General features: G+C 32.8%; 14 protein-coding genes and 3 pseudogenes. 13 read left to right on the forward strand and 4 right to left on the reverse strand.

Annotation, left to right across the window (positions count from 1 at the left end; genetic code table 11):
- Positions 1 to 161: 161 nt before the first annotated feature.
- Positions 162 to 266 (reverse strand): annotated as a pseudogene (locus AC4BC5_RS11635) (transposase); the annotation flags it as partial.
- Between the two features lie 499 nt (positions 267 to 765).
- Between AC4BC5_RS11635 and AC4BC5_RS11640 the strand changes: the two are divergent.
- The 5 genes from AC4BC5_RS11640 (at position 766) to AC4BC5_RS11660 (ending at position 6,023) form a co-directional block, all read left to right on the forward strand.
- Positions 766 to 1,455, forward strand: coding sequence for an N-acetylmannosamine-6-phosphate 2-epimerase (locus tag AC4BC5_RS11640; RefSeq protein WP_490495533.1), 690 nt, complete (start codon positions 766 to 768; stop codon positions 1,453 to 1,455).
- Position 1,456: 1 nt separating this feature from the next.
- Complete coding sequence (locus AC4BC5_RS11645) at positions 1,457 to 2,254, forward strand: Cof-type HAD-IIB family hydrolase (protein ID WP_490495534.1); 798 nt, start codon at positions 1,457 to 1,459, stop codon at positions 2,252 to 2,254.
- Positions 2,251 to 3,777 (forward strand): DUF4127 family protein, encoded by a 1,527-nt coding sequence (locus AC4BC5_RS11650; protein ID WP_490495535.1) that lies wholly within the window; start codon positions 2,251 to 2,253, stop codon positions 3,775 to 3,777. The genes AC4BC5_RS11645 and AC4BC5_RS11650 overlap by 4 nt, the downstream gene beginning before the upstream one ends.
- Positions 3,778 to 3,780: 3 nt before the next feature.
- Positions 3,781 to 5,064 (forward strand): PTS sugar transporter subunit IIC, encoded by a 1,284-nt coding sequence (locus AC4BC5_RS11655; RefSeq protein WP_490495536.1) that lies wholly within the window; start codon positions 3,781 to 3,783, stop codon positions 5,062 to 5,064.
- A 137-nt stretch (positions 5,065 to 5,201) separates the two neighbouring features.
- Entirely contained in the window at positions 5,202 to 6,023 is an 822-nt protein-coding gene (locus AC4BC5_RS11660) for a MurR/RpiR family transcriptional regulator (RefSeq protein WP_490495537.1), read from the forward strand.
- Between the two features lie 706 nt (positions 6,024 to 6,729).
- On the opposite strand, the pseudogene AC4BC5_RS11665 reads toward AC4BC5_RS11660, so the two are convergent.
- A pseudogene (locus AC4BC5_RS11665) lies at positions 6,730 to 6,942 on the reverse strand (transposase); the annotation flags it as partial.
- Between the two features lie 194 nt (positions 6,943 to 7,136).
- Between AC4BC5_RS11665 and AC4BC5_RS11670 the strand changes: the two are divergent.
- The 4 genes from AC4BC5_RS11670 (at position 7,137) to AC4BC5_RS11685 (ending at position 11,704) form a co-directional block, all read left to right on the forward strand.
- Positions 7,137 to 8,462 (forward strand): family 4 glycosyl hydrolase, encoded by a 1,326-nt coding sequence (locus AC4BC5_RS11670; protein ID WP_490495538.1) that lies wholly within the window; start codon positions 7,137 to 7,139, stop codon positions 8,460 to 8,462.
- Between the two features lie 70 nt (positions 8,463 to 8,532).
- Complete coding sequence (locus AC4BC5_RS11675; RefSeq protein ID WP_490495539.1) at positions 8,533 to 10,041, forward strand: PTS transporter subunit EIIC; 1,509 nt, start codon at positions 8,533 to 8,535, stop codon at positions 10,039 to 10,041.
- Positions 10,042 to 10,135: 94 nt separating this feature from the next.
- On the forward strand, positions 10,136 to 10,966 hold the full coding sequence (locus AC4BC5_RS11680) for a MurR/RpiR family transcriptional regulator (RefSeq protein ID WP_490495540.1): 831 nt from the start codon (positions 10,136 to 10,138) through the stop codon (positions 10,964 to 10,966).
- A 273-nt stretch (positions 10,967 to 11,239) separates the two neighbouring features.
- Positions 11,240 to 11,704, forward strand: a complete 465-nt coding sequence (locus AC4BC5_RS11685) for a PTS sugar transporter subunit IIA (protein ID WP_490495541.1) — start codon at positions 11,240 to 11,242, stop codon at positions 11,702 to 11,704.
- A gap of 862 nt (positions 11,705 to 12,566) precedes the next feature.
- On the opposite strand, the gene AC4BC5_RS11690 is transcribed toward AC4BC5_RS11685, so the two are convergent.
- Positions 12,567 to 14,087: a PTS transporter subunit EIIC gene (locus AC4BC5_RS11690; RefSeq protein WP_490495542.1), complete on the reverse strand. Its 1,521-nt coding sequence runs from the start codon at positions 14,085 to 14,087 to the stop codon at positions 12,567 to 12,569.
- A gap of 98 nt (positions 14,088 to 14,185) precedes the next feature.
- Positions 14,186 to 15,511 carry a 6-phospho-alpha-glucosidase gene (locus AC4BC5_RS11695; RefSeq protein ID WP_490495543.1) on the reverse strand — a complete coding sequence of 442 codons (1,326 nt, stop codon included), beginning with the start codon at positions 15,509 to 15,511 and terminating at the stop codon, positions 14,186 to 14,188.
- Positions 15,512 to 15,774: 263 nt separating this feature from the next.
- Between AC4BC5_RS11695 and AC4BC5_RS11700 the strand changes: the two genes are divergently transcribed.
- The 4 genes and pseudogenes from AC4BC5_RS11700 to AC4BC5_RS11715 all read left to right on the forward strand — a co-directional run bounded on the left by AC4BC5_RS11700 (position 15,775) and on the right by AC4BC5_RS11715 (position 18,447).
- A complete protein-coding gene (locus tag AC4BC5_RS11700) occupies positions 15,775 to 16,554 on the forward strand; it encodes a MurR/RpiR family transcriptional regulator (protein ID WP_490495544.1) in 780 nt (259 codons plus the stop codon).
- A complete protein-coding gene (locus AC4BC5_RS11705; RefSeq protein WP_490495545.1) occupies positions 16,547 to 17,293 on the forward strand; it encodes a MurR/RpiR family transcriptional regulator in 747 nt (248 codons plus the stop codon). The genes AC4BC5_RS11700 and AC4BC5_RS11705 overlap by 8 nt, the downstream gene beginning before the upstream one ends.
- Positions 17,294 to 17,461: 168 nt before the next feature.
- Positions 17,462 to 17,758: pseudogene (locus AC4BC5_RS11710) on the forward strand (IS3 family transposase); the annotation flags it as partial.
- A 185-nt stretch (positions 17,759 to 17,943) separates the two neighbouring features.
- Positions 17,944 to 18,447 (forward strand): GNAT family N-acetyltransferase, encoded by a 504-nt coding sequence (locus tag AC4BC5_RS11715; RefSeq protein ID WP_490495546.1) that lies wholly within the window; start codon positions 17,944 to 17,946, stop codon positions 18,445 to 18,447.
- Positions 18,448 to 18,927: the final 480 nt, after the last annotated feature.

The following is an 18,927-nucleotide window of genomic DNA, read 5'->3' on the forward strand; positions in this document are numbered from 1 at the left end:
GAAATTTCGAAAACCATAAGCCACTCGTTTAATGGGCTCTTCGTCAAATAGTGTTGATGAATCCAATGAACAAACTAATTTATCAAAACAGACAGCTGTTAAAGTTGCCTGTTTTTTTGTCTCTTTAAAAACCAATCCCTGTATCGAGTAGATTCTTGCCCAAAATTTTTGAAATTGCTATAACTATAAGCCATCCGCTTGATGATCTTGATTTTATTGTTTGTTCCTTCTACGGTGCCATTGTTGTAGGTGAGTTTGAAGGCGTGTGAATATGCTTCTTTTAGAAATGGTTTTCTGAGAAAGTTAAGTTTAAATCTAGAGTATCTAGTTGTTCTTTGATACTAGCTGAATGAGACATCTTGAATCCTCCTTTGAGTTTTTCCGAAAAATTAATTCTAAAGGATTTCAAGTTGTCTTTGTATGTCTAAAAATAGTAATATCCACCTGTGAAAACGGGTGAATAATTACTCATGTTGGTGGCGACAACACAAGATTCTCTCTTCGTTATGTTGGAGAACTATTACTAATTGAAAGTTGATTGGCAAGCGTCATCTATTGAACTCATTTCTGTAAATACTTTTACTATATGTAATCACCTCATTATTTAACATACAGAAATTTTGAAGTCTAGCGAATGGATTAAAAAGAAACTGTGAATGCTAGTAAGAAATTAATCAAAATTGATTATTTTTTATGATAATATATTTACATTATTTATTTTATGGTGTAGTATTACACCATAAAATAAATAAAAGGAGAAATAATATGCCAGTATTAGAAAAAATTAAAGGTGGAGTTATTGTTTCATGTCAAGCTTTAGAGGATGAACCTCTACATAGTTCCTTTATTATGGGGAGAATGGCAATGGCAGCACAACAAGGTGGTGCAGTGGGAATTCGTGCCAACTCAGTGGTTGATATTGATGAAATTAAAAAAAATATTGACTTACCAGTAATAGGAATCATTAAAAGAGATTATCCAGATTCCGCTGTATACATTACTGCGACAAAACTTGAAATTTATGAACTGTTACAAACTTCTGCAGAAATTATTGCTCTTGATGCAACTAAGCAAAAACGTCCTAATATGGAGTCATTGAGTGACCTTGTAGAAATAATCCACGAAGCAAATCGTTTGGCGATGGCAGATGTATCTACTTTAGAAGAGGCTGTACTAGCAGAAAAAATAGGATTTGATTTGGTTTCTACGACTTTAGCAGGTTACACATTTTATTCAAAAAAGACCGAAACACCAGATTTTGAGTTATTAAAAGAAGTAGTAGAAGCAGTTAGCATTCCGGTTATTATGGAAGGGCATACCGATTCACCTGAACAAGTAACGACCGCTTTGGAAATTGGTGCTTACGCAGTAGTTGTAGGTTCAATAATTACCAGGCCACAAATTATTACAAAACATTATGTTGAAGCGGCACGAAAGGCGAGAATGGATGAATAAAATGAAAGACGAATTATTAGTTTGTGATTTAGATGGGACCTTATTAGATGCTCAAGGGAATATCGATCAAGAAAGTCTAGAAAGTATTAAAGATTTTTGTAAAGATGGGGGGCACTTTGTCATTTGTACAGGTCGAATGGATGCGGACATTCTCTATGTAGAAGAAAAACTTGGGTTTAGTAGTGATTTTCGTATCAGTCAAAATGGCGCTGTTATTAAAGATAATCAAAATAAGATTATTTCTCTACGAACAATTGATAGAAAATTTATTCCTAGTTTAAATCAGATTATTTTTTCTAAAGAATTACGCACAGAAGTTTCAAATCCAACTAATCGACTATTTCCAAGCCCAAGAAACCCTGAAGATGTTGCTGAATTTGTTGATACCTCATTGGTTGTCTCTGATTTAGAAAAAGTTGTCTTAGAAGAAAAAGAACCGATAATTTATCTTACGTTTGGTTCAGCAGAGGTTTTTTCAGAAATACGCCAAGAAATAGAAGATACTTTAGGGAAAGATACTGTGAATATTGTGATGACCAGTCCATCTTCATTAGAGGTGTTTTCAAAAGAAGCGTCAAAAGGAATTGCCCTGGATCAAATTCAAAAATTATTATCAATCAAAGCAGAACATACTTTTGTAGCAGGTGATGCTGAAAGTGATGTATCTATGTTTGCTTATACAAAGCATTCTTTTGCAGTTCAAGATGCAGAAGAAAGTATTCGCCAAAAAGCAGATTACTACGCCAAAACAGTCGGTGATGTGGTGAAATATATTTATGAACAGGAGGATAACTATTGAAAATCGTATATGTCCCTTTAGATGAGCGTCCTTGTAATTATGACTATCCCTTAAATCTGTTACAACAAGCATCACAAGTTTCTTATAAAACTTTATCAAAAGAGATGTTAGGTTATAAGAAAAAAGCGGCTGATACAAATGAAATTTGGAATTTTCTTCAAAAAGCGGTTCAAGATACGGATTATCTGATTTTATCGACAGAAATGGCATTATATGGTGGGTTGTTACCGTCTCGTTTACATGAAATGACCAAGGAAAATAAGAGTGAGTATATAGAAAAGTTACGCCAACTAAAAAAGGATAATCCAAAACTAAAACTTTTTGTTTCAAATCTTATCATGCGAACGCCACGTTATAATAGTAGTGATGAAGAACCAGATTATTATGCTGAATTTGGTGAGCAAATTTTTTTATATGGTTCTCTGTGTGATCAAAAAAATCGACAAGGATTAATAAAGGAAGAGGAACAAAGATTAGCGATTATCAAAGAGGAATTACCCAAAGAAGTGATTGCTGATTATGAAAATCGACGAGCGTTTAATGTCGATATTAATTTAGCAAATATTTCATTAGTTGAAGAAGGTGTGATTGACTTTCTAGCTATTCCCCAAGATGATTCAGCACCCTATGGATATACAGCTATGGATCAAGCTAAAGTTTACGGTCAAATCGAGCAAAAAAACTTGAAAGATCAAATCATGGTTTATCCTGGAGCCGATGAAGTAGGGTTTACCTTATTGGCGAGAGCATATAACGAATTTAATCGCAGAGTACCAAAAGTCTATGTTAATTATTCTTCTACATTGGGACCAACGATTGTTCCGCTGTATGAAGACCGTATCATAAATGAAAGTTTGAAAGCACACGTGATGGCTTGTGGTATGATGCTGACAGATAGTAGAGATCAAGCAGATTATTATCTTGCATATAATACTCCAGGTCAAGTAATGCAAGAATCTTGGAATCAACGGAATAAAAAAGATATTACGTATGATACTTATCGTCATTTGTTGACTTTTGTGCAACAAATTTCTCAAGCTTTATCAAAAAAAATGACAGTTGGAATTTGTGATAGCGCTTTTTCTAATGGTGGTGACCTAGAGCTAATTGCTATGTTAGATAAGCAATCGTTATTGGATAAAATTTCTGTTTATAAAGGCTGGAATACGAATTGTAATTCCTTAGGTAGTACTCTTAGTGCATTAAGTTTTGTTGATAGCACAACAAATGCTAAGAAAGTACGAGATAATCTGTTATCAAACCTATTTGAAGATGTTTTTTATCAAAGTATTATTCGGATGAACTTGACAGAAAATTATCTACCCTCAATTGAAACTGATTATTTCGATTTAAAAAATCAAAGTTCAACAGTAATTGAAGAAGTTAGAAAGTTAATGATTGATTTGTCGAATCAGTATCTGACTCATACTGTAAAAACAGAAACACTTAATTTTACTTCACTAGCGTCACCATGGAACCGTATGTTTGAAATCAACTGCCAAGTTGAATTGAAGGGAGAATAAAAAATGGATAATAATGCTTTTGTAAATAAACTTTTAAATTTTGCCAATAAGTTTTCTAGTCAACGTCATATAACTGCTATTCGAGACGGTTTTATTACATTAATACCAATTACAATTATCGCTTCTTTTTGGGTATTAATTAATAACCTAGTCCTTAGTCCGACCAATGGACTGTTGAAAAATGTGGAAGGTATGACACAATTAATGGATTTGGGTAATCAAATCTATAATGCTTCTCTAGGAATTTTATCTATTCTGATTGCCGCAACTGTCGGCTATAAATTAGCTGTTAGTTACAAAGAAGATGGGTTGTTTGGTGCGGTTTTAGCAGTGGTAGCTTTCTTTATTGTGTTACCCGCAACTGTGAGTATAACTGATGTAAATGGTGAGGGTTTTACTGCTTCTGCTTGGACTCAAACACAGACTAGTGCAACTGGTATGTTTTTAGCTATTATTGCAGCATTGATTTCTGTGACGATGTTGGCAAGTTTTTCAAAAATGGAAAAATTAAAAATAAAAATGCCTGAAAGTGTGCCACCATCTATTTCAAAATCTTTCAATGTGTTAATTCCGGCTTTCTTAGTTACATTAATCTTTGGCCTTGTAGAGGTTTTAATTGTATGGTTTGCTCATACTGATATTCCAACTTTGATTACTAAGTTTTTCCAAGCGCCTCTAATTAGCTCATTCCAATCATTAGGAGGAATTTTGTTATATGTCTTCTTATGTAATCTGTTATGGGCATTTGGATTGCACGGTACCTTTATTTTAGGTTCTATTGGTGAACCAATAATGCTAACAGCCATTCAACAAAATATGGATGCTTTAAAAAATAATACAGAACTACCAAATATTGTAACTAAACCATTCCTTGACTCATTTGCTTGGATGGGTGGTGGAGGCATGCTTCTTTGTTTAACAATCGCTATTTATATTGGTTCTAAGAGAGAAGACTATCGTTCTATTACTAAAGTAGGGACTGTACCAGTGCTATTTAATGTTAGTGAGCCAATGATGTTTGGACTTCCTGTAGTATTCAATCCATTATTTGGAATTCCACTTGTTTTGGTTCCAACGGTAACAACAACTATTGCGTATTTTGCCACACAAGTTGGTTTGATTGCTAAGACTAGTGTATTGATTCCTTGGACAACGCCACCTATCATTTCTGGTTATCTTGCAACTAATGGGGATTGGAGAGCATCAATTTTACAAATTGTTTTGATTGCAATAGGTGTGTTAATTTATCTACCATTTGTCTACATGACAAATAAAGAGAAAGTATAAAAAGTCATACTGAAAAGTTTCGTAAAACTGGTTAGTTTTACGAAACTTTTTATTTGAAACTTCAAAAACGTGTGGAATGAGATAATATTTAGTATAATTACTTTAGACTTTACATATGATGAAAGTAGGAAAATAAGATGGATCTTCTAGCAGTAATCAGTAGTTATCTGCCATCTCTAAGTAAATCTGAGAAAAAGGTAGCCCAATTTATTCTAAGCAATCCAGATGAGATTGAGAAATTATCTATAAATGAAATATCAACCATTGTTGGCGTTGGAGAAAGTACGATTGTCCGATTTTCGCGTAAAATTGGCTTGAGTGGTTTTCAAGAGTTGAAGCTTTCTTTAGCTCGTTCTCAGGCATTAATGTCAGAAAAAACTGCTGGAAAAGAAAATGATGAAGAGCATGTCATTTTAAAACAATATAAAGATAGTTTAGAAGAAACTAAAAGTTTTTTAAATCAAGATGTAATTCAAAAGATTACGAAACTTATTCATGATGCAAATCGTATTTTTATTTTTGCAGTAGGAAACTCAGGGCTAACAGGAATGGAATTAAGTAATCGTTTGAAACGTTTAGGGAAAACTGTAGAATTTGTGACAGATGGTCAATTGCAAAGTATTTATGCCACCATGATGCAAACAGGTGATGTAGCATTTGCTATTAGCACTTCTGGAAATACTGAGGAAATTCTTGCCAATATGAAGATGGCTAAGGAAAATGGTTGCTCTGTGATTGGCATGACTAACTATATAGGTTCTAGAGTAGCCGAAACAAGCGATGTGTGTTTATTGGCATCTTCTAAAGAATATATTTCTGATGCGGGTTCATTTGCAACTACCGTTAATCAATTATTTCTTATCGATATTTTGTCACAGGAATTAGTAAAATTAGATTCTGCACACTACCATGTATTACGTATGAAAAGAAATCAAGCATTGATGAATCGTTTAACGTAGCACAGAAATGCATTCTTTAAACTATCTTTCTATTGTTAACACCCCTAAGTCATGCAATAAAACTAAACAGTTTGATAAAAAACAATGAGTAGTCAATTTATTTTTGGTCAAGAAGTAGTTAAGTATTACAAAATCTATTCTCTGAATACAGTGAATATCATGTATTTAGATGTATATATGTCATTTTGATAAATGTACAACGGAAATTTCAAGCAGATGAGATAGATTATATGCTTGAACAACTACTAAGTAACGATTAGAAGCAACTCAAGATTGAAAGAAATTTTCTGGAACGAGTAAAGAAAACAGGCTTCAAAATACAATAATCTGTGAAAAATCTGATTATTGTATTAGCAGACTCCTTGGAAGAGTAAGGCAAATAGTGTATCAAATAATCTAGCCTCTTTTTCAATCAGGACTGATGAGTTAGATTGAGGTAAATCCAAAACAGAAAGTGAAAGCTTCTGTTTTGGATTTTTTTGTTAATGAAAGATGGGACTGAAGAATCATTTCTGATTCATCAGTCCCATATATTATAGAGACGATTGACCTCGATATACCAAAATTATGCCACGAAATTCCAATTTTTAATACATGCTGTCTAATTTATCCGCTGTTGATATTTGTTTGCTAGGATAAAGGTGACCATATAAATCATAAATTGTTTGTATTGACGTGTGCCTAATGGGTCCTTTAATCATACTAGTTAACGATTTTCTTGTTCAAGTTTCTTTATTTCATAATGGGCGTCAAAAAGTACACACTCTTTTCCAGGAAATGCACTTTCTACATATTTTTCAACTTCTTGAATCCATCGATACAAGCTATTGACGTTAATTCCTAACTGTAGACTAACTTCTTTTACAGAAAATCCTTCCTTAGTTACTAGTTTGACAGTGGCAATTTTAAAAACTTTGTTAAATGAATGTTTGGCATAATCTCAATCCTCGTTTTTCCTTATCTTTTTGTCTTCAAGTCCCAATTATAGTTGCTCTTACATTACAAATTAATACATTTAAATAGTTAATAATTTCAAAATTTGAAATTTTCAACCGCTTTCAATTAAAAAGTGTTAAAGTCTGTTTGTAATATAAAAAAAGAGGAGTGTTTTAAGTGAAAAAACAAGCAGTAGCAATCGCTGGAGCTGGATCAACTCATACGCCAGGAATTATTCAAAGTATCTTACAAAAAAAAGATGAATTTCCTATTAGAAAACTAGCTTTATATGATATTGATGAACCGAGAATGAAATTAGTTTATGATATTATGAAACAGTTTATCCAGCAAGAAGCACCAGATATTGAAGTAATTGTAACCACAAATAAAGAAAAAGCTTTTACAGATATTGATTTTGTATTTGCACAAATTCGACAAGGCGGTTTATCTATGCGTTCAACCGATGAAAAAATTCCACTTAAGTATGGTGTTGTAGGTCAAGAAACATGTGGGCCTGGAGGATCAATTTCTTATGGTATTCGGTCAATTCCTGGTGTGATGGATTTGATTCGTGAAGCTAAGAAATATTCTCCGAAATGTTGGATTTTAAATTATTCAAATCCAGCTGCTGTAGTAGCCGAAGCAACTCGACGTGAATTTAATAATGAGCGGGTTTTGAATATTTGTGATATGCCAACAGCAATTCTACTTTCTTATACCAAAATGCTAGGATTAGACAGCTGGCAAGACTTGGATCCTTGCTACTTTGGGTTAAACCATTTTGGTTGGTTTACTGAGTTATATGACAAAGACGGTGTCGATCGTTTACCAGAATTAAGAGAAATGATTTTGACTCAAGGAATGTCTGTAAGTGATAAACACCACCGTGACCCTGATTGGAATAAAACTTGGAAACAATATGCCAAAATTGTTAATGACTATCCTGAATATTTACCTAATAGCTATTTACAGTATTATTTGTATGCTAAAGAAATGGTTGAAAAGACGGATCCTAATTGGACACGCGCTGATATGGTTATAAATGGACGTGAAAAAGAAATGTTTGTAGAACACGATGAATATTTGAAGAATCCGGATACGTACAAGAGTCCAATTCAAGATTTCACTGTTTTTGGTGATTTTATTGTTGATGCCGCAGCTTCAATTGCATACAACAAAGGAGAACGATTTTTAGTTATTGTTGAAAATAATGGGGCAATTCCAAACCTTCCTTCTGATGCTATGGTTGAAGTTCCTGCCTATATTCGCTCTTGGGGGCCTGAGCCTATCTCTCGTGGACCTATATCAACTTTCTATAAAGGGATGATTGAAAATCAAGTTGCTTCAGAAAAATTGGCTGTAGATGCGTTTTTTGAAAATTCTTATGATAAAGCATTGCAAGCTATTTCTATTAATAAAACAGTTCCTTCAACTACTATAGCTAAACAAATTTTAGATGACTTAATAAAAGCAAATGGCAATTTTTGGCCAATATTAAATTAATGAAAGTGAGTTAAATCTTATGAAAAATAATAACTTTTATAACTCGTTTCAAAAATTGGGAAAAGTTTTGATGACACCAGTTCTATTATTACCTGTTTCAGGTATTTTAGTAGGAGTAGGAAGTGCATTATCTAATCCTGGTTTAATCAAAGTTGCTCCCTTTTTAGGAAGCGAAGTTATGATAATGATTAGCACCTTGATTAAAGATGCTGGAAATGTTATCAATAACAATATTCCTGTTTTATTTGCTATTTGTATTGCTTATGGATTTGTAAAGTCAGAAAAAGCAACTGCGGCGCTTTCAGGTTTTATTGGTTATATGACAATGAATACAGTCATGGGAAGCTTCTTAATCCTACGAGGAATAATTAATTCAGAAAACTTACTTACAGGTCAAAAATCTATTTTAGGAGTCATTACTTTAGACACAGGTGTGTTTGGAGGAATCATTATTGGATTAGTTGTAGCATACTTGCATAATAGATATTATAAAATCGAACTTCCTCCAGTACTATCAATTTTTAATGGAACTAGATTTGTCCCTGCCATTACTGTGATTGTCGCAAGTTTAGTCGGAATTATTTTATCGTTTGTTTTTCCACCTATTCAAAATGGTTTGAATATATCTTCAGTTATTATTGATAAGACAGGTGTATTTGGTGCCTTTCTATATGGATTTTCTGAACGTTTACTTCTACCATTTGGATTACATCATTTTATTTATTTACCATCTTTCTTCACATCTTTAGGCGGAACTTTAGATGTTGACGGAACCGTTGTTGAAGGTGCCGTTAATATTTATAATCAAATTTTGAATATGCCTGGAATGAATTATGATATCGATATAAGTAAATACGTAATGAATGGAAAAGTTGTATTTGCTATGTTTGGTTTAACTGGAGCTGCACTAGCAATTTATCGTTCTGCACGTCCAGAAAATCGTAAAAAAGTAGGGGCATTAATGATTGCTGCTGTAATTCCTAGTGCCATTATGGGGATTACTGAACCGTTAGAATATGCATTTTTATTTGTTGCCCCAGTTTTATTTGGTGTTCATGCATTATTGGCAGGACTTGCCTATGTTTTAACATACCTTGTTCAATTCAATGTTGCTGGACCTTCCGCATTTGGGGGTCCACTACTATCTTTAATCTTTAATGGTATATTGAACAGTGATAAGGGGTCGAATTGGATATGGATACTACCTTTAGGGATAACCTATTTTGTCTTATATTATTTCTTATTTAAGTTTTGTATTGAAAAATTTAATTTAAAAACACCTGGTCGTGAAATTGTAGAAGCAGATGAAGATAGAGGGAGTTCACAAGTTGAAGATGATCTAATTCCTAAAATTGTAGTAGCAGTAGGTGGTGAAGAAAATATAGTTAATGTAGAAGCCTGTTTTACTCGACTAAGGCTTAGCTTAAAAGACATAACTCTTATTGAAAAAGATGGTTATTTTACTGATGTTTTGGGAGCTAATGGGATTGTTAAAGTCGGAGATGGTGTTCAAATAATTTATGGAAATAAAGCAGCCGTATACAAGTCACAGATGCTAGATTATCTAGGGATAGAGTAAAATTTTTATTAGTCTCACAGATTGTTTTGAATTATAATGGTACATGATAAAGGAATAATTCCCTTATTATGTATCATTTTAGGAGGAACTTTAAATGTTTTCCGTATATTCCAATCTTAAGCAATGTGTTGAAAATTTAGATGAGTATGTATCCATGGATTCTATAATTGCCTTGTACATTTTAGAGCACCATATAACGGTTCCTAAAATGTCAATCAAAGAACTAAGTGAAAGTTGCAATACGTCACAGGCTTCTGTTACTAGATTTTGTCGAAGAGTAAATAATAGTAATTTTAAAACATTGAAAGAAGAGATCACTCAGTATAATGAGTATGTTTATCGAGAAATGAATAGTTATTCAAATACCTTAAATCTGATAAGAAAAGAAGATTACTTTCATATGTTGTATTTAGCGATTAAAGATACGCAGCAATTACTAGATGATGAATTGATTAGTCAAGTAGTTCAATGTGTTCACAAAGGAAAAAATCTCTATTTTTTTGGAAGCTCGTTTTCTAATAATATTGCTAAAAATGCATGTGAAAAATTCAATCGTATAAATAAGCTAGCTTTTTCTTTTTCTTCAGTAAAAGCGCAATTAAATGCAATAAAACTAATTGAAGAAAAAGATGTAGTGATATTTATTTCATTCTCAGGTACAAATAAGTATATACAGCATTTGTATCGATTGGTAAAAAGGAAAAATTGTTCTATTATTTGGATTACTTCAAATAATAGTCTTGCTGAAAGAAGTATTTCTTTATATAGAGAATGGGTGTTGATCATTAGTCACCAATCATTAAAAGGTTACGAGACAGCCTTACTAGAAAGTACAAGTATGAATATTGCTGTAGATTTACTTTATTTACAGTACACTAATTCTTTACGTTTGGGAAATATGGGAAATGATATCTTAAAAAAATGAGGAAGTATAGATTTCTAATACTTTAGATAATCTTTATGAATTGATTGTTAATAGCCGTTAAAATGAAAGTAGTTATTATTCGTCCCGTAAAAGCAAGTATTTGCTTTTACGGGACGAATAATTAACTATGTGGACGATTAAAGAAAAAAGTATCTAAACTAAGAATTATTTAGGGATAGAGTGATGGATATATATAAATTTTCTATCTACTATACATTCATAAGTTAATTATTTTTGAAAATTAATTTAATTAAAGTGCGAGGAGAATAAATTATGTTTGAAAAATTCAAAAAAAAAGTTGAAATTAATACTCCTGTTAATGGCAACATTTTAGAAATAACAGAGGTCAACGATCCTGTTTTTAATCAAAAAATGATGGGAGAAGGATTTGCTGTAATCCCCTCAGATGGAAATATTTATTCACCGATAGGAGGAATAGTTAAATCTATTTTTCCTACAAAACACGCATTAACATTGAAGAGTAATAACGGATTGGAGATTTTGATTCATATTGGTTTGGAAACTGTTGAACTAGAGGGAGAAGGATTTCATGCGATAGTAAGGGAAGGTCAAAAAGTAATGAAAAATGAGCTGTTGATGGAAGTTGATTTATCTGTGCTAGCTGAAAATAACAAAGATAATGTGATTATAGTAGTGTTCCCTGAATTGAATAGCAAGAATATAATTGTGAATACGAGTAAAAAGCTAGTCGGAGAAGTAGCTGCTGTATTAAAATAGTAAATTACTTTGAAAAACCTACTATTTCTACTAATTTAAAAAATAGTTTATTAGACATTATATGACATAAACTATTTTTTAGTTTGGTAAATATAGTATAACTTTACTAATATTCATTTAAAACAGACTAAGCATGTAGTGAACCTCTTAAGTTAGACAAAAAATCTGGCTCTTTAACAACTGGTGTTGGTAAAAGTTTAGACAATCTTTAACAGTTCGAATAGTGTCTTTTTCGCTGTTTGCTCTTTTTACGGTCTTCATCAAATAGTGTTGAATCCAACGAACAACTATCTTATCAAATCAGGTGGCTATCAAAGCTGCCTGATTTTTTGTTTCTGTATGAACATCTTTAAAAATCAATCCTTGTATAAAGTAGATTCTTGCCCGAAATTTTTGTTTGAGCAGTGAAGATTGCCCCGTAATCTCTGCACATAAAACGAGAACGTTTCAAGTGTATCACTATTTTTCTACCACGAAGAGGGGAGAGTTATGAACGAGTTAGATGTGTTCCATTATTAACGATTTTTCCTGTATTTTTACAGCCACATTTCCGAAAAAACGTGAGTGTACAGCTTAATTTCCCATGAATGATAAAGGTTACTTATCTGTTGATTATTTGTTCCTCCAACCAGTTTTCCATCAACACTAAATATTGTATAACCAAAATAAAGGACCTATGACATAAGAAAAATGAGACGAAAGTAACCGAACAAAATAGAATGAGTTGCACCAAATCAAGACAAAATTACGACGAGAATCAACTGGATCGAAAGAATGATCTTCTATTGTTCAGATATTTTACTGTCAATTTACTCATGTCACAGGCCCTTTATTTGTCTACAGTCTTATAGTACTTTAAGTGCTACGCATTTAAAGTAGTTCTAACATCATCGGCAACGCTTTGTACTTTTGGTCCGTAGATAACTTGAATATGTGTGTCAGATGGTTTGACAATTCCCAGGCTACCTGTCCTTTTCAGCTTGTCTTCTTCTACAAGGGTTATATCTACTAAGTCTACACGTAACCTAGAAATACAATTATTCACAGCTTTGATATTTTTCTGACCACCTAATCCCTCAATTACTTGAAGGGCTAGAGAATTATCTAAAGGGACACCCTGATTGTTTGATGCCTCCTCTTCTAAGTCCTCTGCAACATCTATAGATAAATCTTTAACAGTGAGATATTTTTTGAAGACTACATAGTAAATCATGGCATAGAATACTCCTACTATGATAATCATATACCAACGTGAACCAGGTTGCATCACGCCCCATACAATATAATCAATCAGACCGCCCCCAGTATTCCCAACTACAACTCCTAGTAAGGACATCAACATGAAAGATAGTCCCCCCATAAGTGCGTGGAATAAGAACAATGTTGGAGCTAAAAACATAAAGGAGAACTCCAATGGCTCGGTAATTCCTGAAATAATACTAGCTGCAACACCAGCAATCATAAGTGCTTTGACTCTTTTTTTCTTATTAGAAGGGCTTGATTGGTAAATGGCTAAAGCCGCAGCTGGCAATCCGAACATCATAAATGGCATTTTTCCTTGTCCTAAAAATTGTGTATAAGGACGTAAAGTTTCAATATCAACCTTATCAAAAAACTGTAAAAAGATATTTAGACAACCTTCTACATTTTCATAAACACCTCCAACAGCTGTTGTCCGAAAGATACTATTCAAGACATGATGCAAACCTGTGGGTATTAACAAACGTTCTAAGAAACCAAAAAGAAAGACACCTAATGAACCTGCATTAGCAATAGCAGTACCCATTGTTGTGATTCCCGTTGAAATTGGTTGCCAAATAAATGGAGCTAGTTGTCCTATCAGACCCATGACAACGATTACAATAATTGCAACAAAACGTTTTCCACCATAGAACGCAATAGCTACAGGAAATTGTATTTTATAGAATTTATTGTGTAAATAAGCAACAATTAGACCTGCCATCATCCCCGCAATAGCTCCCATGTCAATCGTTTCAACACCAAGTATTGGTACTACTCGTAAAGAATCAAAATTAAATAGTTCCGAGTTAATCATTGTACTTGCACTAGCTAAAAACGTATAGTAGCCAATAAATCCTGCGAACGCAGCAGTTCCTTTATCATCATTTGCTAATCCCATTGATATTGAAATAGCAAATAAAACAGGAATTAATGTAAATACAACACCAGAAATAACACGTAATGTATCGATAGTATAGTAAATGATGGGATTTTCAATAAAAGGCAATACTGCAATAATTTGGTCTTTTAGTAAGGCTCCTGAGATTCCTAGTAAAATCCCACATGCTGCTAAAGCAGCAATTGGCATCATCAAGCTACTACCTAGTGTTGAGAAAAAATCCATAATTTTATTTTTATTCATAGTTACCCTCTCATTCTGTAAGCGGTTTTATTATTTTCTTAATATAAGACAACTGAATTTCTTCAGTTGTCTTATCCATTAGCAGTGAGATAAATGTATTACTTTAGTTCTGGCCACATCCCGGCATTAGCTTCGATTAAAGCGTCTAGTATTTTACGAGCTTTTTTCGCATCATTAATCAAACGGTTTAGTGTAAATGCTTGTAATGCTTTTTGGTAAGAATTTTCATAATAAGCATCAACTAATAACTTTTCACTGGAGACTTGATTGACTAAAAGTCCTAAATAAAATTGTGGAATATTCCCAACGCGCATTGGTCGTGGTCCATTTGCGCCAAGTTCACAAACTACTTCAACCATCGCATCGTCTTGCATATTGGCAATTGCACCGTTATTCTCAATAATAAGAATGTGACGAGTGTTTTGGTTAAACGCAATTGCAATTGCTACTTCAATCATCATTTCTGCGTGAGCATCACTAATATCATCAAACTTATTTCCTAAACTTCCTGTTGCTATGACTGCACGACATTCATCAAAAACGCGTTTTTCTCGTCCATTCATAACTTCGTCTGCTCGAGTGTAGTCTTTGTCTAAAGTTCCTACTTTATAGTCTGGATATAGATAATATTGATTATATGTGTTTGGTAAATAGTCTGGGAAATCATTCATCATACCTTCCACCATACCGTAAGTATCTAACCATGAAGGATCTCTTTGTTCGGCATCTTGAGGTAAAAATCCATCCTTCTTAATTAATTCTCTAATTGTTGGTAGCAAATCTTCGCCAGTATTTTTATCGTACATATTTGTAAACCAACCGTAATGATTCAATCCAAAGTATACTGGATCAAGATCTTCCCAAGAACAACCTAATAAGCGACTACAAGAACGAACAACATTTTCTGGTTGATCACAAATATTTAGAATTCGTTCATCACCAGGAAATTCTCTTCTCAACGCTTCAGCAACAATGGCAGCGGGATTAGAATAGTTCAGTATCCATGCATCGGGTGCATATTCTCGAATATCATGAACTGCTTTAATCATAGATACAATAGAACGCAATCCATAGGACATTCCCCCAGGCCCACAAGTTTCTTGTCCAATTAAGCCCATACTTAGAGGGATATGTTCATCTTTCGCACGCATCGGTAAGCCTCCTGCACGCATTTGCATAAATACAAAATCCATACCTTCATAAGCTTCTTGAACATCTGTTGTATAATGAAAATCAAGTTCAGGAAATTGCTCTTTGTATAAAATGTCTCCAAATTTTCCCACAAGTTCTTGACGTTCTTTGTCAATATCGAAAAGAACTAGCTTATTAAGTGGAAATCGCTCTTTCATTTGGACAAAAGATTTTAAAAATCCTAACGTAAATGTACTTCCTCCACCGACGATACAAACATTAAATTTCTTCATTATTTTGTCAACCTACCTTAACTATCGTAAACAAAAATCTATAGGTAATTACCTAGTATGTTCTGTTATTTACGATGATTCTTTTTTCATTCTTGGCCATTGAATGTAAATTCATTATGCCATCACTTGAAATTGAATACAATATATCGTACTATTTTACGAAAGGATAACATAATATGTTTTTTGTTACATTTTGTGAAACAAATTCCTTCAATAGGTTTAAATTTTTATACTAAATTTTATATAAAAAGCAGGGAGAAAATATGTTTGCTGAACATTTGAATAACGAAATAATTAATAGTCTTACTCCAAGTGAGCAAGCTATATTGCAATATATTTATAGTAATTCCAGTGCTATTGAGAATGCCACAGTTCGAGAAGTAGCAGATCACTTATGTGTTTCAACCACAACTATTTTAAGATTCTGTAATAAGCTTAATTTATCAGGTTACAGTGAATTAAAATATTTGTTAAAGAAAAATAATGAACAACAAATAAAGAATGATATTATAAATAAAGAAGCAGGGCATTTGTCACATTTTATAGCGAATGATATTGAGAATACATTATTATTAATTAAAGAAGAGAATATAACGAAAGTTATCAACGAACTAAGTAGCACAAAAAACATTCACCTATTTAGTGGCGGAGGAATTACAGCGAAGGCACTAGATTATTTAGAAAAATTACTTTTCTCTTATGGACGTCAGAATGTCTATCGGTATGAATCAGAGCGATTAGCTGCACATGTATGTACGTCTTTAACCGAAAATGATGTGGTGATACTAATAAGTGCTAGTGGAACTTATGAACCAACAATTAGAATGGCCAATTTATCAAAAATGAATGAGGCTACGATTGTGGCCATTTCGCCTTATACAGATAACGTACTAGCAAAGATAGCTGATATTAATTTTCGTTTTATTAGTCAACCTCGATTTAATAAAAATACAGAATTCACTTCACGTCTACCGATTTTTTTTATTATTGATACGATATTTAAAGCTTATCTGACTTTTAAGGAGGAATCTTCCAATGATTAATTTTTTAGACAGAGTAGATCAAACAAAGTTAAATAAAACAGATATCAGAATACTTACCTATATACAAGAACACCTAGCAATCGTTGTTCGAATGACAATTAATGAATTAGCAGATAGATTATACACTTCAAGCACAGTTATTATTCGTGTTTGTCAAAAAGTTAATCTATCGGGATTTAGTGAATTGAAATTCCTCATAAAAGAAGAATTGATTCACGAGCAAAAACGACAAAGTAGTCTAAGAGAGCAGGTAAATCAACAGATTAATGATTTTTCATTTTATTTAGAGACAGTATCTTTTTCTACTATAGAATCTATTGTTCAATTATTATGTAGTGAACATTCTTTATACATTCATGGGCGAGGACTTAGTGCAATTCCTGCAAGATATATGCACACCATTTTAAACACTTTAAATCGTCGCTGCATTCTAATTGATGACGTAAATCTCATAAATAGTATTAGTCATACAATTCAACCCAATTCAATTATCTTTCTTATTTCAGATAATGATTCTTTGGATACTTACGAAGAAGTATTTGCTAATAGTCAACAAAAACAAGCAGTTGTGATATTAATTACACCTATGAAAAAGTATGTTCCTGAACACTTAGTAAATTACTATTTATTTTGTGATGAAAATTTATTGAGCTATAATAATGTTGATGTGACTCTACGAACCAATACTTTTGTATTGATTCAATTAATTATTGAAGGTGTTAGTCAAAGAATGTTGTAGAGGAACTTCATATGTCTATTAAATGACAATCAATTTTATATGATATGAATTATTTAGAAAAAGTAGACAAATAAGTGAACAGTTTGATGGAATTAGTAATCTAGTTAGTAAGTGACAGAAAGGTTCTTTCCAAAGCTATGTGAAATTGTATAAGCGTAGTATAATTATGGTTATCGTCGAATGACCGTGGCTGTGAATAAGGAATTGAAAACGAAGTACAATGTCAAAAGAATCCGTCGTATCATGCGTATTTTAGGTCTCTACTCGGTCATTAGACGTCGTCGCCCTTCTTGGTAACGGTCTAATCCGATTCATCTGGCAGAGAATCTTTTGAATCGCACCTTTGATTCCGCTACAGCCCCCAATCAAATTTGGTGTACAGATGTGACTGAGTTTAAATACGGAAATGGTCAGAAAGAATACCTCAGTGCAATCGTTGATCTTTGGGATAAGTCAATCGTTGCCTAAACAATCGACAAGAATAAGTAAAGAGTGAGAACCCATACCAACACCGATCAATGCAACACATGATGTAACTAATGATGATTTACCATTTTAAATAGTCAAACTAGAACTGAAGCAACTTTATCATGAATTGTTTCAGTTTTTTTATGTTAAAATAATCGAAAAGATTTATCAGGAGGTAAAACATGATTCGTAAGGCAGCAATCAAAGATAGTCTACAGCTACAAAAAATGTTTACACAAGCCTATCAAACCACCTATCAAGGATTATTACCAAACACGATGATTCAAGCTGACATTCAAAATTTCTATAATCAAGAGAGAATTATTAAGGATATTGAGCCTGCTCTACCTGCATGGTCTGGTTATTTGGTAGCCGAAGAAGAAGGACAAATCGTAGGAGCCATTGGTGGTGGTTTAATTAATACAGAAGAATGCGAAGTGTTTGTACTATATTTAAATCCGGAGAAAAAAAGAAGAGGCTATGGATCGGCTTTGTTGTTTGAACTAACAGAAATTTTCCTTAATTATGGAATAAAAAGACAGTGGGTATCAGTCACAAAAGGCAATCAAATGGGAATACCATTTTATGAGAAGCACGGCTTTGTTTTTCAACATGAACGGCCAGCTTACACCCATGAAAAAAGCAATCGAACATCACTAAGGTATCTCAGAATGTTAACAAAATAACATAAGTAAAAATATCCGAATATTGTGATGAGCAGGAGATATCCGTTATAAATAGTGGAATCCCGAGTACGTTCATTACACTTTGATACAAGAAACTCGCGAGAAAAAATCAGAATGCTATCCATTATTTTAGTTGCATATAAACCTTTTAAGTTAGCCATGAAAGAAATTGAAAAAAAGCCATTTCAAAATTTTGAGATGACTTTTTTAATAGATTGGATTTTTTTTATGAAACAAGCGATTGCTAAAAATAAGAAAGTTCTATTGAATGAAATCGAGGAACATCTGATTCGAGATTTGATTGTTATAGGTTCTTTTGAAATTGACTCGTTTTTTTTAATGGGGAATTTTCGCAACATGAGACGACTGAACTAGAAAATGAACTTGTATAATTACATGAACTTTATATGTAATTCACTGGTCATGATGTAATTTTACTAGTATCAGAATAAATTTAATATCTTCTTTCAAAAAGATTGG

The sequence above is a fragment of the Enterococcus sp. AMC2644 genome (assembly GCF_058216475.1).

Bases quoted from the DNA above. Each gene is read 5' to 3' on its own strand.
- AC4BC5_RS11640 (WP_490495533.1), top strand. From the start codon at position 766: ATGCCAGTATTAGAAAAAATTAAAGGTGGAGTTATTGTTTCATGTCAA.
- AC4BC5_RS11645 (WP_490495534.1), top strand. From the start codon at position 1,457: ATGAAAGACGAATTATTAGTTTGTGATTTAGATGGGACCTTATTAGAT.
- AC4BC5_RS11655 (WP_490495536.1), top strand. From the start codon at position 3,781: ATGGATAATAATGCTTTTGTAAATAAACTTTTAAATTTTGCCAATAAG.
- AC4BC5_RS11660 (WP_490495537.1), top strand. From the start codon at position 5,202: ATGGATCTTCTAGCAGTAATCAGTAGTTATCTGCCATCTCTAAGTAAA.
- AC4BC5_RS11675 (WP_490495539.1), top strand. From the start codon at position 8,533: ATGACACCAGTTCTATTATTACCTGTTTCAGGTATTTTAGTAGGAGTA.
- AC4BC5_RS11680 (WP_490495540.1), top strand. From the start codon at position 10,136: ATGTTTTCCGTATATTCCAATCTTAAGCAATGTGTTGAAAATTTAGAT.
- AC4BC5_RS11685 (WP_490495541.1), top strand. From the start codon at position 11,240: ATGTTTGAAAAATTCAAAAAAAAAGTTGAAATTAATACTCCTGTTAAT.
- AC4BC5_RS11690 (WP_490495542.1), bottom strand. From the start codon at position 14,087: ATGAATAAAAATAAAATTATGGATTTTTTCTCAACACTAGGTAGTAGC.
- AC4BC5_RS11695 (WP_490495543.1), bottom strand. From the start codon at position 15,511: ATGAAGAAATTTAATGTTTGTATCGTCGGTGGAGGAAGTACATTTACG.
- AC4BC5_RS11700 (WP_490495544.1), top strand. From the start codon at position 15,775: ATGTTTGCTGAACATTTGAATAACGAAATAATTAATAGTCTTACTCCA.
- AC4BC5_RS11705 (WP_490495545.1), top strand. From the start codon at position 16,547: ATGATTAATTTTTTAGACAGAGTAGATCAAACAAAGTTAAATAAAACA.
- AC4BC5_RS11715 (WP_490495546.1), top strand. From the start codon at position 17,944: ATGATTCGTAAGGCAGCAATCAAAGATAGTCTACAGCTACAAAAAATG.